The 13,572-nt window shown below is 63.8% G+C and carries 12 protein-coding genes; 4 read left to right on the top strand and 8 right to left on the bottom strand.

Translation table 11 applies throughout. The annotated features are described in order from the left end of the window. Positions 1 to 15: 15 nt before the first annotated feature. Positions 16 to 717 (bottom strand): RNA 2'-phosphotransferase family protein, encoded by a 702-nt coding sequence (locus GR183_RS16645; protein WP_160776805.1) that lies wholly within the window; start codon positions 715 to 717, stop codon positions 16 to 18. A 317-nt stretch (positions 718 to 1,034) separates the two neighbouring features. On the opposite strand from GR183_RS16645, the gene GR183_RS16640 reads away from it, so the two are divergent. From GR183_RS16640 to GR183_RS16625, 4 genes are read left to right on the top strand one after another with little or no spacing between them, the layout of a single operon-like run. Beyond that, complete coding sequence (locus GR183_RS16640) at positions 1,035 to 1,712, top strand: TetR/AcrR family transcriptional regulator (RefSeq protein ID WP_160776804.1); 678 nt, start codon at positions 1,035 to 1,037, stop codon at positions 1,710 to 1,712. After that, positions 1,709 to 2,659, top strand: coding sequence for an HlyD family secretion protein (locus GR183_RS16635; RefSeq protein ID WP_160776803.1), 951 nt, complete (start codon positions 1,709 to 1,711; stop codon positions 2,657 to 2,659). The genes GR183_RS16640 and GR183_RS16635 overlap by 4 nt, the downstream gene beginning before the upstream one ends. Continuing rightward, positions 2,656 to 3,606: an ABC transporter ATP-binding protein gene (locus tag GR183_RS16630; protein WP_160776802.1), complete on the top strand. Its 951-nt coding sequence runs from the start codon at positions 2,656 to 2,658 to the stop codon at positions 3,604 to 3,606. The genes GR183_RS16635 and GR183_RS16630 overlap by 4 nt, the downstream gene beginning before the upstream one ends. Continuing rightward, the gene (locus tag GR183_RS16625; protein WP_160776801.1) at positions 3,603 to 4,736 is read left to right on the top strand and encodes an ABC transporter permease; all 1,134 of its coding nucleotides are present in this window, start codon (positions 3,603 to 3,605) and stop codon (positions 4,734 to 4,736) included. The genes GR183_RS16630 and GR183_RS16625 overlap by 4 nt, the downstream gene beginning before the upstream one ends. Here GR183_RS16625 and GR183_RS16620 read toward each other — a convergent pair. From GR183_RS16620 to GR183_RS16590, 7 genes are all read right to left on the bottom strand, one after another. Further along, positions 4,733 to 6,109, bottom strand: a complete 1,377-nt coding sequence (locus GR183_RS16620; protein WP_160776800.1) for a M20 family metallopeptidase — start codon at positions 6,107 to 6,109, stop codon at positions 4,733 to 4,735. The two genes, GR183_RS16625 and GR183_RS16620, sit on opposite strands and share 4 nt — an antisense overlap. Before the next feature lie 84 nt (positions 6,110 to 6,193). Then, on the bottom strand, positions 6,194 to 8,665 hold the full coding sequence (locus GR183_RS16615) for a peptidoglycan-binding domain-containing protein (protein WP_160776799.1): 2,472 nt from the start codon (positions 8,663 to 8,665) through the stop codon (positions 6,194 to 6,196). Between the two features lie 136 nt (positions 8,666 to 8,801). Beyond that, positions 8,802 to 9,695, bottom strand: a complete 894-nt coding sequence (locus tag GR183_RS22285; protein ID WP_208999891.1) for a DMT family transporter — start codon at positions 9,693 to 9,695, stop codon at positions 8,802 to 8,804. Continuing rightward, on the bottom strand, positions 9,692 to 11,098 hold the full coding sequence (locus tag GR183_RS16605; RefSeq protein ID WP_160776798.1) for a dipeptidase: 1,407 nt from the start codon (positions 11,096 to 11,098) through the stop codon (positions 9,692 to 9,694). Before GR183_RS16605 ends, GR183_RS22285 begins: the two co-directional genes overlap by 4 nt. Continuing rightward, positions 11,095 to 11,850 carry an SDR family NAD(P)-dependent oxidoreductase gene (locus GR183_RS16600; RefSeq protein ID WP_160776797.1) on the bottom strand — a complete coding sequence of 252 codons (756 nt, stop codon included), beginning with the start codon at positions 11,848 to 11,850 and terminating at the stop codon, positions 11,095 to 11,097. Before GR183_RS16600 ends, GR183_RS16605 begins: the two co-directional genes overlap by 4 nt. After that, entirely contained in the window at positions 11,841 to 12,860 is a 1,020-nt protein-coding gene (locus GR183_RS16595) for a ketopantoate reductase family protein (RefSeq protein ID WP_160776796.1), read from the bottom strand. Before GR183_RS16595 ends, GR183_RS16600 begins: the two co-directional genes overlap by 10 nt. Continuing rightward, entirely contained in the window at positions 12,842 to 13,558 is a 717-nt protein-coding gene (locus GR183_RS16590; protein WP_160776795.1) for a creatininase family protein, read from the bottom strand. Before GR183_RS16590 ends, GR183_RS16595 begins: the two co-directional genes overlap by 19 nt. Positions 13,559 to 13,572: the final 14 nt, after the last annotated feature.

Below are 13,572 nucleotides of genomic sequence, written 5' to 3'. Positions count from 1 at the left end.
TGTGCCGGTTCCGCTTCACGCATTCACCACGTCCGCCGGGGCGAGGTAGCGCGGGGCTTCCGAGACCTTGATGCCCTGCCGGCTGTCGTAGTTCATCAGTTCGCCGAGCCAGAAACGATAGATGTCGTTGGTCTGGTCGAAACGCGGCCAGCGGTCGTTCATCACCCATTCGGTGACGGCGAACTGCTGCATCCATACGAAATGATAGTTGGCGACGGAGACCGAGATGTCCCTTGCCCAGGACACCGGCAGGATCGGCGGATCGGCCTGGAGAATGGCGATCCGGCTGATCGCTTCCGCCGGGATCGGGCCGTGATAGGCGACCGAACCCATGCGGTCCAGCGTCAGCACGGCATCGTCGAAATTGTTCTCAAGCTTTTCGCGATAATGCCGCAGCCGATCCTCACGCGACCCTGACAGGCCGTCGCTATCGCGGTTCAACTGCTCGATGACGCTCTCGTCTCCGCGAAAAAGGGAGCTGTCGAGCCTCAGCACATCGATTTCCAGAACGCCGGCGTAAGGGTCGCCATGACGCGCTGAAGTCAGCGCGGCGTGATGGATCGGATAGGCATCCGTCAGATAGACGCAGTCAGGATTGGACAGCTTGCCCTCATCCTGCGCATCGGCATTCAGCGAGCGTGGCCTCAGGCCCTCCCGCAACGCCTTGCGTGCGAACTCGCCGCTGGTGCCGTGATAGAGGAGAGTTGGAAACTCCACCGCAAAACCCCTCGTGACGGACGCAGCCTTCTGCCGCGTCCCGTCATTTCGAACATTGGTACAAGCTGGAACAGACTCGCATAGATTACTTAAAGGAAGATTTCGGAATATGCGTAAATTTTGAAATGGATGGATTTTATACATGAGAATGTCTGTGAAAATTATAATTTCAAAAAAACATGACGTTGAAGTGATTTGAGAATTCGCTTTCGATGCATCGTAAAGATTATCGAGTTCCGCAGAGGGAAATATCGAGCCGGGCAGAGTTTTCAGGAATTGTCTTGCAAATAACTGACCAGTCAGTTATTTATATGGAGATGACCGGAAGACCAGCCCAAAACCGAACCGCCGATGCGGCCAAACGCAAGCCGAAATTCCGAAGGCGTGCCGAAGCGCGGCCCGACGATATCCTCGACGCGGCCCTGAAGCTCTTTTCGATAAAAGGCTTTTCGCCCGCGCGCATGGAGGATGTCGCGAAGGAAGCCGGCATCTCCAAGGGCGCGATCTACCTTTATTTCCCTTCCAAGAAGGCGTTGCTTGAGGGGCTGATCCGCCGAGCGGTGGTGCCGGTCGCCGATAGCGCGCTTCAGATGATCGCGGCCCATCGCGGCGATCCGCGCCCCGTTATCCGCAAATTCCTGACGATGGTGGCGGGCGCCATCAAGGGGCCGGACGGTTTCGCCGTGCCGAAGCTCGTCATCCGCGAGGCCGCCGCCGTGCCCGAGATCGCGCGCATGTACCGCGAGGAGGTTATCGACAAGGCCTTGCCTGCGATGACCGGCCTCATCGCGCAAGGGGTGGAGGGCGGTTACATTCGGGATGTCGATCCCGAACTTACCGTGCGCACCGTCATCGGCCCGCTGTTCATGCATGTCCTGCTCGACGAGGTTTTCGGGATAAGGCCCGAAGATGGACTTGCCATCGACCGGCTGGTCGACAACCACCTGACAATCCTGATGGCAGGCCTGGCGCCGGAAAGGAATGGCGCGCGATGAGCGAGTTCTTCAATTCGGCACTTGCAGCCCTTGCCGCGATATACGCAAGCTTCTTCGGCACGCCGGAGCCCGTCTATAACGGCTATGTCGAGGCGGATTTCGTCTATATCGCCCCGTCGATGCCTGGGAAGATTACCGACATCAAGGCGGAGGAAGGCGATGCGATTACGGAAGGCCAGGTACTGGTCATCCTTGACGACCGGACCCAGCGGGCAGCCTTCGAGGCCGCGAAGGCGCGCGTCGCGGAAGCCCGCGCCAACCTCGACAACCTTCAGACCGGAAGCCGGGAACCGGAGCTTGAGGTCATCCGCTCCTCCCTTGCCCGCGCGCAGGCGGAGAGGGTGCTTGCGAAAAAGACCTTGGATCGCTCCACATCCCTTCTTGAACGCGAACTTGTGGCGCAGGCGACCGTCGACACGCATCGCGCCGACCTCGACAAGATCGAAGCCGAAATCGCCGAACTGAAAGCCCGCCTGCAGGTCGCAGAACTGCCGGGCCGCGACGCGCAGCTTGCCGCCGCCCGCGCCGCCGTGGATGCCGCGGTCGCCGAAACCGACAGGGCCCGCTCCGACCTCGACGACCGGGTGATGGCGTCTCCCGTTTCGGGCCGCGTCGAGGATGTCCTATTCTATGCCGGCGAGTTTGCGACCGCCGGCGCGCCGGTGCTTTCGATCCTGCCTCCGAACCGGCGCAAGGTCGTCTTCTTCCTGCCGGAGCCGGAGCGCATTTCCTTCAAGCTCGGCGACCGTCTCGAGGTTTCCTGCGACGGCTGCCCGCCGGGCCTGGAAGTCGCCGTCACCTTCGTCGCTACCGACCCGCAGTATACCCCGCCCATCATCTACAGCCGGGAGGAGCGGGCAAGGCTCGTTTTCCGCGCGGAGGCGCATATCGACGGCGACAGCGAACTCATGCCGGGCCAGCCGGTATCGCTGGTGCGTAAGCAATGACCGACAACGCCGACCTTGCCATTTCGGTCAGGGGCCTGACCAAGCGTTTCGGCGACAAGACGGTCGTCGACCGTTTCGACATGGATGTCCCGCGCGGCTCGATCTACGGTTTTCTGGGGCCGAACGGCAGCGGCAAGACGACGACCATTCGCATGATGTGCGGGCTTCTCGTGCCCGATGGCGGAGAGGGCGAATGCCTCGGCTACGATATCCTCACCCAATCGCGCCGGATCAAGGAACATGTGGGCTATATGACCCAGCGCTTCTCGCTCTACGAGGACCTGACGATCCGCGAGAACCTGGATTTCATGGCCCGCATGTTCCGCCTGAAGGATCGCACCGCCCGTGTCGACAAGGCGCTTGACGACCTCGGGCTCAAGGACCGCGCCGACCAGCTGGCCGGCACGCTTTCCGGAGGCTGGAAGCAGCGCATGTCGCTAGCCGCCTGCATGCTGCACGAACCGCGCCTTCTGCTGCTCGACGAGCCGACGGCAGGCGTCGACCCCAAGGCGCGGCGCGACTTCTGGGACGAAATCCGCAGGCTTTCGGCGAAAGGTGTCACCGTTCTCGTTTCCACACATTATATGGACGAAGCCGTCCAGTGCGATTTCATCGCCTATATCGCGTACGGCAGAAGGCTGATTTCCGGCCCCGCAGGCGAAATTCCGAACATCATCGGCCTGCACACGTGGCAGGTGGAAGGCGGCGATATCTCCGCGCTTGAAGAGGAACTGCGCGAAGACGAGCGGGTCGGCCAGGTCGCCCGTTTCGGCCCGGTGCTGCATGTCTCGGGTACCGACCAGGCGGCCCTCGACGAGGTCGCGCATGAACATATCAAGCGCGGCACGCACAAGTGGACGGCGCGCGAAGCGGGGCTGGAGGAGGCCTTCATCTATCTGATGGCCGGCGCGCGGGACAATTTCGCGGTTCCCGGGGGCGCACAATGATCTCCCTCTCCTTCGCCCGGTTCAGCGCGGTCCTCATCAAGGAATTCGTGCAGATGCGGCGCGACCGCGTCACCTTCGCCATGATGATCGGCATCCCGGTCATGCAGCTCCTGCTTTTCGGCTACGCGATCAACTCCGATCCGAAGCATCTGCCGACACTCGTTCAAATGGACGACAGCGGCCCGATCACCCGCGCCGTGCTGGCAAGCATGCAGACGTCGGACTATTTCGATTTTCTCGGTGCCGTCACGGGCCGCGAGGAAGGCGACCGGGCGCTGCGCGACGGCACGGCGAATTTCGTCGTCGTCATTCCGCAGAACTTCGAGCGCGACGTCCTGCGGGGCCTGAGTCCCGACATCCTGCTCGCTGCCGACGCGTCCGATCCCACGGCGACGAGTGGTGCTGTCGCGGCGCTTACCGGCATCGTCGATGCGGCCGTAGCCCAATCGCTTACCGGCGCACGCCAGCCGGAGCCGCGTCCGGCAGCACCCTTCACGGTCACGGTTCACCGCCAGTTCAACCCCGAAAGCGAGACGCCGATCAACATCGTGCCGGGGCTGCTTGGAGTGATCCTTTCCATGACCATGGTGATGATCACGGCGGTTGCGATCGTGCGCGAAAGCGAACGCGGCACGATGGAGGCGCTGCTTGCAACGCCCGTGCGCCCGCTGGAGGTGATGTTCGGAAAGATCATCCCCTATATTCTCGTCGGCTATGTACAGACCGCCGTCTTTCTGCTTGCCGCGCGGTTCCTCTTCGATGTGCCGTTCCTCGGCAGTCCGCTTGCCTTCTTTATCGGCTTCAATCTCTTCATCGCCGTCAACCTGATGGTCGGCTTCCTGATCTCCACCGTCGCTCGCTCGCAAATGCAGGCGATGCAGATCTCCTTCTTCACCCTGCTTCCGACGATCCTGCTGTCGGGCTTCCTTTTTCCCTTCGCCGGAATGCCCGGCTGGGCGCAGGCGATCGGCAGCGCGATCCCCGCGACCCACTTCCTGCGCATCACGCGAAAAGTCATGCTGAAGGGGGCGGGACTTGCGGACATCGCATCCGACATGGCGGCGATCGGCGCAATCGCGGCCGTCGTTATCGTGATATCGCTGAGCCGCTACCGCCAGACGCTGGATTAGCGCTCGCCGATATCCCAGAAGAGACCGGCCATGAGCCCGAGCGCCTCGCGGCAAGTTTCCTTCACCACATGCTCACCCGGCGCATGCTGGGAGCAGCCGCGGTAGGAATGCGGCACCCAGACGGTCGGCAGGCCGAGGATTTCGGAGAACGTATCGTTCGGAAGCGAGCCTGCCAGGTTCGGCAGGATGTGCGGCGCCTTGCCGGAGGTGCGCTTCAGCGATTCCGCCACGAACGTCACCCACGGATTGTCGGGGTCGAGCCTTGTCGCGCGGAAGAACAGCCTGTCAGCCGGCGTCACTTCCACCATTTCAAAGCCATTGGCATCGAGATGCCGGCGAAGCGCCGGCAGGATATCGTCCGCATCCGTGCCGACGACATAGCGAAGCTGGCAGTGGGCGCTGGCCGAGCCCGATATCGCATTGACCGGAGCTTCGGGAACGCCGCTCTTCATGGCGAGAACGGCAAAGGAATTCCAGCCGAAGACGCGTTCGGCGGGCGAAAGCCCTTCCTCTCCCCAGTCCGGATCGATCGCCGGTCCGCTGTTGCCCTCGACCGGCAGGTCTTTCAGCACCCTGCGGATTTCCGGCGTCAGGCTCGTCGGCCGCCATTCGGGGATCTTTATCTGCCCTCGCCGGTCGACGATCGAGGCTATGGCGTGGGCAAGGATCGTCGCCGGATCGGCCAGAAGCCCGCCCCAATTGCCGGAGTGATGCGCGCCCTCGCGCAAGTTGACCGAAAGGTCGAAATTCACCCCGCCGCGCGACCCCATGAACATGGTCGGCGTTTCAGGCTGCAGCCTCGGACCGTCGGACGCGATCAGCACGTCGGCGGAAAGCCTCTCCCGGTTGGCGCTGCAGAAGTCGGCAAGGCCCGGCGAGCCGGTTTCCTCCGACATTTCGATCAATACCTTGACGTTGAAGCCGAGCCGCCCCCGCTCTTCCAGAACGCATGCGAGCGCGGAAAGGTTGATCAGGTGCTGTCCCTTGTTGTCCGCCGTGCCGCGCCCGTAGAGCCTGTCGCCTTCCTCCACAAGGCGGAAGGGGTGCAGCCCGTCGCGCCACTGGTCGGTCTGGGCGCGGATGACGTCGCCGTGGCCGTAGATGAAGACGGTCTCAAGGGCAGGATCCTCGATCCGCTCGCCGATCAGGAACGGTCCGCCGCGCGGATCGGGGTTTTCGTAAATCCCGCAATGAAAGCCGAGGCTCGTCAGCCAGGGATGGATCGCTTCGTTCAGGTATCGCCGCAACTCGTCTGCCTGGGCGGGGTTCTGGCTTTCGGTCTGAAAGGCGACGAGGCGGGCGAGATCCGCCTGAAAACTTCCTTCGTCGAAATAGGCCTCGGCGCGGGTGATCGCTCCGTGTCTGGATGCCATTCCTCATTCCCTATCGTGACGTCGATTCCCCTCTATATAGTACTCTCATCATGGCCGGCAGGAACGGCGGATCGCAGGTTACCCTCAGAACAATCCGCCCATGCAGGAGCGGATCTGCCGCCTGCCGTTCTTCACCGTCGTCGTTACCACCTGCTCGCAGTCGGGCGAAAGATAGGGCTTCACCATCTCCCATCTGCCGCCGTTTTCGTCATAGATCTGATAGTTGCAGTTCTGCGCCCCGCACCAGAGCGAGCCTGTCAGCTTGGCGACAAGCTCCACCTCGCCATCGCCGTCGAGATCGAACGGCGCTATCGAGACGTGATCCATGCCGTCCGGCCCGTCGAGCAAGGGGGCAAGGGCGGAGCGGTAATCCGACTGCGGTGCCGGCGTGAAGCGCAGCGGCTCCGTGGTCATTTCCGCCCGCGGGATCGAGGCCGTCGTGACGGGCTCGTCCGTTTGCGGCGCTTGCGGGGTGGCTTCGGCTGAACCCGGCGGCGCCTGCGTCGCGCTGGGGAAGGGGATGGGCTCGCGGGTCTCGATGCCGGTCACGTTCACCGTCCCGAGGCCGAGCCTTTCGCAAGCCCCCTGTTCGCAGGCCGGCGTCAACCAGAGTTCGCCGTTGCCGAACATCGCGCCCTGATCGCGCACGAACATGTCGGCGAACTTCTGCTTCAGCACGATCTCGCGAAGGGCCATGTTCAGGACGTCCGTGCCGGCGTTTTCGATGTCGGCCCGGTTCTTCAGCGGCTTCGTATCGTCGCCGTCAATCAGCTTGACGGGATAGGCGGCGGCCCAGCTCAGGAGCCCCGCATCACCCACACGATAGGCCGCGCGAAGCAGACGGAAGCTGCGGTAGGCTTCCTCGGGGTCGAAGCCCTGGCTCTTGAATTTCTGGCGCACATCTTCGGACAGACCTGTCACGGTGAAATGGTCTCCGCCGGAAGGTTCCTGATAGCCGAGCTTCTGGCGCAAGCCGCGCGCAACGAGGTAAAGCGCAAGCTGCTCATCGTGCAGCGTCTGCATCTCCGGCGAAATCGCCGCACCTTCTCCGCTCTGGAAGGCGAGGAAAAGATCCTCCTCGACCTGGTTGAGGTCCTTTTGCGCAACGCCTTGCGAGCGCTCCTCCAGAAGCGCTTCGAATTCTTCCCAGTAGAGCGACTGCTCGGCCCACGCCCGTTCCTCGATTACGGCGAGGATATCGTCGTCGCTCGAAATGCCGTCGCTGGCGGCTGCAAGGTCGGGCGGGAAATGCGTCGCCACTTCCGCCGGATCGCGGTTGATCGGCTCGTCTGCCGCAAAGGCGAGCCTGAGGTTGAACGGCTTCCCGAGGATTGTCAGATCGACGGTTGCGCTCCCATCGCCGGGCGCCTGCGCACTTTGGGCGGGAACGTCCTGAGCGGTGGCGGATTGCAAGCCGGATTGCACATTCGCCTGCAACGGCCCGGGTTCCGTGCTTGTCTGGCGGGAGCCGCCGAGGATCAGCGCTTCGTAAAGCGCACGGTTTGGTTCCGCGGTGATTTCGAGCCCGTTGGCGGCTTCGTACTGGGCGATGGCCGCTTGCGTCTTGCGCCCCAGAACCCCGTCCGCCGGCCCCGCGTCATACCCCTCGCTTGCAAGTGCCGCCTGGATCTGGCGGATGTGCGTTCTGGTGAAGCGGTCGGGCGCTCGCGCGACACCCGGTTGCGGCGCGCTGCTCGCGGCGGTTTCGGGCAAGGCGGCTCCGCCCGTTACCTCGACGCGGCCAAGCTCCATCGTGCTTTCCTCATCCTCGCGGCGTACCCGAAGCTGGCCGTTGTCGCGATAATAGCGGAAGCACCCCTTGATGCGCGAAACATCCCAGCAGATGCGTCCGTCCGGCTTGATCGAAAACTTGCCCATCTGGCCCATGGGCGCACCGTCCATATGCGAGGAGATCGTGCCGTCCGGGCTCAGGAAGAAGGTCCCTCCCGTACCGTCGTCGGCGACATGGCGAAAGCGGGCGTTCATGAGAAGCTGACGTACCTCTTCCGCCGAAAGATTGGCGCCGGCGGCTTGTGCGGTCCCGTCGCTTCCCGATGCCTGTCCGCCGCCGAGAGATGCGGCGGGGGCCTGAAGCGGCGTACCACCGCCACTGCCCGTTCGCGGAGACGCCGTTTGCGGCGGAGATCCTCCCGAACGCTGCCAGACGGCCGTCAGCGTGGAAACGCTCTGCTGGTTGATCCTGCCATTCGCGGAAAGGCCATAGTCGCTCTGGAACTGCGAAAGGGCCGAACGCGTGCGCCCTCCATAAGCGCCATCGACCGGGCCGGCGTCATAGCCGAGATCGTTGAGCATGCTCTGGACCTGCCGCACCTGCGCGGAATTATAGGCCGGGCGTGCTGGCCGCACCCGTCGTGGCGCGGGATAGGCGCGGCGTCGCGGCGCGGGCTCCACATAGACGGGCGGTAAGCGCAGAATGTCGAAGACATCGATCGCCATGGCCGGCGGCGCCTGCCAGGCAAGGCCCGTCACGGTCATGAAAGACGCTAGCGCGGCGCGAGCGATGGCGGTCGAGACATTTTCCGGGACGAAACGCATGACCCGATCTCCCCGTTTCGGATGTCTGTCCCATTGTAGAACATTGAGCGCGCTCTATCACCTCAAGCGGCGTCGGGAATAACCGCCCGCCCGCCCGTCAGGTGTTTGCCACCCTCGCGGCGTGATGTCATCGTGGCTATCGATGCGGCGCGGCAAGGCCGCGGCGACGCTCCGAACGGGCGACATAAATCGTGGTGGCGACGATGACGGCCATGCCGGCAAGCGTGTTTGCTGACGGTACTTCGGCAAAGACGGCGTAACCGGCGGCGACCGCGAAGACGAGGCGAAGATACGGGAACGGCGCAAGAGCCGAAACCTCGCCCGCGCGATAAGCCTCGATCGTGAGCCACATGCCGGAGGCACCGACGAGCCCGGCGCAGGTGAGCAGGGTGAAGACTTCCCCGCTGAGAGGCTGCCAGTTGGCCCAGGCGACAGGCAGCGTGCCGAGCGTCGTCACCACGCCGATGTAAAACATGATCGTCGGCGTCTTTTCCGTGCGCACCAGTATCCGGTTCAGGAGCACAAGCACGGCGGCAAGGGCCGCGCTGGCGATGCCGACGAGGACGCCGGGTTCGACGGACGAGGACGATGCACCCGAGGCGATGACGACGCCGGCAAAGCCGATTAGCGTCGCTGCCCATCGCGCCATACCTATCCGCTCGCCCAGCACGCGAGCGGCGAGAAGCGTGACGAACAGCGAGGTGGAAAAGGTGAGCGTGGATGCGAGCGCAAGGTCGAGCAGCAGGAAGCTGACGTAATAAAGATACCAGACGCCGAGGCTGGTCAGCCCGCGCGTGACCTGCAGGAACGGGCGGTGCGTGGCGAAGGCGCCGCGCGAGGCGACGACCATCGCGGTTCCAAGCAGAAGCTGGGCGAGCGCGCGAAAGAAGACGATCTGCGCGGTCGCCGCCGTCTCGCCGGCAAGGCGCACCAACATCACCTCGCCGGTGAAGACGGCACCGGCCAGCATGAGAAGCAGCGCGCCCTTGAGATTGCCGCCCGATACCGTGTCCGTGGCGGGCGCGCTCACCGGCTTTGCTTGAAGGGCGCGTAGTTTTCGGGCGTCTGGTTCGCGAGCAGACGCAGGAAGGCGACCCAGGTCTTTACGCCGTCGTCTATCGCCGACAGGCGGAAAAACTCGTTCGGAGCGTGGAAATCCTCATCCGCTGTCGAAAACGACATCATTATTGTATCGAGACCGAGCACGCGCCGCACGATATCGGATAGGGGAAGCGTGCCGCCAGTGCGTACCCTGACAGGCGCTGTGCCAAGGGCGATTTCCAGCGCCTGCTCGGCGGCTGCAAGCAGCGGGTGACCGGCTGGCAGCGTATAGGCGGCGGTGCCGGAATCACTCCGGTCGATGGAAAGCTCCACGCCATCCGGGCAATGGCGGCGAAGATGTTCCTCGATCAACTCGCCCGCGCGGGCCGGGTCCTGGCCGGGTGCGAGACGGGTCGTGAGTTTCGCGAAACTTTCGGCCGGCGTCACCGTCTTGGAGCCCGCGCCCTGATAACCGCCCCACATGCCATTCACTTCGATTGTCGGGCGGTGCCAGAGCTGCTCCAGCGCCGGGTAGCCCGGTTCGCCGTGGGCGCTCGCGCCGATTGCCTTGAAGAAATCGGCCTCGTCGAAGGGGAGCGCGACGATACGTGCACGCTCGGCATCGTCAAGCGGGGCGACATCGTGCGTGTAACCTTCAATGGCGATGGAGCCGTCAGGGTGATGCAGCGAGGAAAGCAGGGCTGCCATCTCGTGCAGCGCGTTGCGCACCGCGCCGCCGAAGCGGCCTGAATGGAGATCCTTGGCGGCGGTCCTGAGCGCGATTTCGAGCCGCATGTTTCCGCGCGAGCCCGTGTTGATGCTGGCAAGATCGGCCCGCCAGCGCGCGCCATCGGCGGAGATGACGGCATCGGCGGAGAGAAGGCCGCGGTGCTTTTCGAGGATCGCACCGAGGGTGGCGCTGCCGACCTCTTCTTCGCCCTCGATCAGAAGGCGGACGTTGACGGGCAGTCGGCCTTCCACAGCCAGAAAAGTGGCGAGCGTTTCAATGGCGATGGAGACGGGGCCCTTGTCGTCCGAAACTCCGCGCCCGAAAAGCCGTCCGTCACGGATTTCCGGCGAAAACGGCGGCGATTTCCAAAGTTCGAGAGGATCGGGCGGTTGAACGTCATAATGGCCGTAGACGATGAAGGTGGGCGCATCGGGCGCATCGAGCCATTCGGCGTAAACGGCGGGATGCCCGCCTGCTTCAAGTTCCTGAACCGCGTCGAAACCGGCGGTCTGGAGGCGGGCCTTCAGGATATCGCGGGCAGCCTTCATGCCGTCGAGATAGGCCGGATCGGTGCTGACCGAGGGCGCCGAAGCGTATTCGACAAGGCGCGCGACGATGCCTTCCCGGTCGGCCTGAAGGCGGGCAAGGACTGGATCGCTCATGAACGGCCTCCATCGACAGAAAGGATCTGGCCCGAGATCCAGGATGCTTCATCGGAAGCGAGAAACAGCGTGGCGGCTGCTATATCTTCCGCCGTGCCGAGGCGTTTCGTGTGGATCGACTCCACAAGGCGCTTTTGGCCATCCGCGCCCATCGCCTGCCATTGACGCTCCGTCGTCGGATTGGAGCGCACGAAGCCGGGGGCGACTGCGTTGACCGTGATGCCGTGGGGCCCGAGTTCCAGCGAGAGCTGCTTGACGAGGCCGACGAGCGCGTGTTTCGCCGCCGTATAGGCTTGAATGCCCGTGAGAGAGGGACGCAGGCCCGCGCCCGACGCAATCGCCACGAAACGCCCGTATCCTTTTTCGCGCATATGCGGGCTTGCGGCCTGGGCGAGCCAGAATGCGGCGTCCACATTGGCCTCAAAGATCGTGCGCCAGGAGGCTTCGTCGATCTCTTCCAGCGGCCGGCCTGCCTGACCGCGCGTGCCGCCTGCGGCATGGATGACGATGTCGGGCGCGCTGCCGGACGAGGCGAGTTTTCCGATGAGGCCGTGAACGGCGGAACGCTCTCCAAGATCGAGAGCATGGTGCTTGGCTTTGAGGCTGCCGGCGGTTTCGGCGAGACCGGCCTCATCGATATCGGCAAGGACGAGCGATGCGCCGGCGTCCTTGAGGCTGGCCGCGATGGCCCGCCCGATACCCTGAGCCGCGCCGGTTACAAGTGCGCGCTTGCCCTCGAAACTCAGCCGCATCGCGCAATCAACTCCCGAAGCGTTTCGAGCGACTGTTCGCGCCGGCCCTCCTCGATGTCGTGGATGAGATCGACCACGGCCGACATGGCGGGCGTTTCGATGCCTGCCTCGCTGGCAAGCTCGACGATCTTGCCGATCTGCTGGTCTACTTCCGTCTTGCGCTTCCTCACGGCAAGATCGCGCCAGATGCCCGTGTGGGTCTTGGCGGTCTTGCTGGTGAATTCGACGAGGGCTGCGATGGAGGCGTCCGTCGCCGCATCGGGCGCGCCGGGCGCGAAGGCCGCCGGGTCGAAACCGTTGAAGCCATTCGGCGAAACGCCGCGTGCGGCCGCGACCGCCATGACCTCGCGCCCGAGCGCGCGCCACGCCGGGCGGCGGGTGGGGTCGGCGAAGTTATCGGCCATCGAGTCGTTCGTCAGCGCCGTGCCGAAGAGCATTGCGCCATAGCCGAGCTTGCCCCAGAGCCAGGCCCAGATATCGTCGGTGAGCACCGCGTTCGGCTCGAAGGTCTGCAAAAGGCGGTGCATCTCCTTCGTGCGTTCGCGGATGGCGCGGTCGATCTCGCCGACGACGACTGCGCCACGATTGCCGAAGAGGATTTCGCCGGGGCCGTGCCAGTCGGCGGCGAAATTGACGAAGCAGCCCATGGTGTGCTCCGCCCCCACCGCCTCGGCGATCTCAAGTTCGTTGAGGCCGTTTTGCGCCGACAGAACGAAACCGTCGCCGGCAAGGTGAGGTTTCAACGCTTGCGCGGCGGATGCGGTCGCCTGTGCCTTCACGGCAAGCACGATGCGGCGATATGCGCCTGAAAGTTCTTCCGGCGTGACGGCGGGGACGACCTGCCTGAATTCCTCCACCGGACCGGTGATCGAAAGGCCCCGGCTGCGGCATTTTTCGACGTGCTCGGGAACGATATCGACGAGCAGCACATCCTCGCCCGCGCGTGCCCAATACGCGCCGAGCGTGCCGCCGATGGCGCCGGCGCCCCAGATCAGGATCGGATCGGCCATGGTCCCTCGAGTGCTGCGCGCACTTCCTCAACGCCCGTTTTCCAGATTTCGAGCATGATCTCATCGGCCTTCTGATAGTCGCCGCCGAAAGCCCCGTCGCCGAGAATGTCGCGCGCGATCTCCGGTGCCGCGGCCTTGGTTGAGATCATGTCGGGCGCAGGCTTTGGCGTATCGGGTCGAGGTGCTGGCGCATGGGCAAGGCGCGTCCAGGGGTAGTTTTCCATCCAGTTGGCGTGACTGCCGGATGGATCGACCGACTGAACCTTCGCCCATGTCTTCGGGGCGTTCCACCAATTGTGGAATTTTATGCTGACATGGGGCAAATCGAGCATCATCTCGTTGGCGACGGCGCCCGCCGGCTGATTACCGCCATGGCCGTTGACGATGAGGATGCGGCGGAAACCGGAGCGTTCCAGCGAGGAGACGACGTCGCGGATGACGGAAATCAGCGTTTCGACCCTCAGCGTCACCGTGCCCGGATAGGCGGCGAAATAGGGCGCAAGGCCATAGGGCATGACCGGGAAGACGGGGATGTCCAGCGGCTCGGCCGCCTCGAGCGAGACACGCTCGGCAAGGATGGAATCGACGGAAAGCGAAAGCTGCGCATGCTGCTCCGTCGAGCCGATGGGCAGGATGCAGCGATCGTCTTCAGCGACCCTTTTCTCGACATCCATCCAGTTCATGTCGCTGATGCGCATACTTTTCAGTCTCC

The organism is Stappia sediminis, from assembly GCF_009826895.1.
GTDB lineage: Bacteria > Pseudomonadota > Alphaproteobacteria > Rhizobiales > Stappiaceae > Hongsoonwoonella > Hongsoonwoonella sediminis.
Note: the sequence above shows the minus strand (reverse complement) of the source record. Positions and strands in the feature narration are given on the sequence as shown.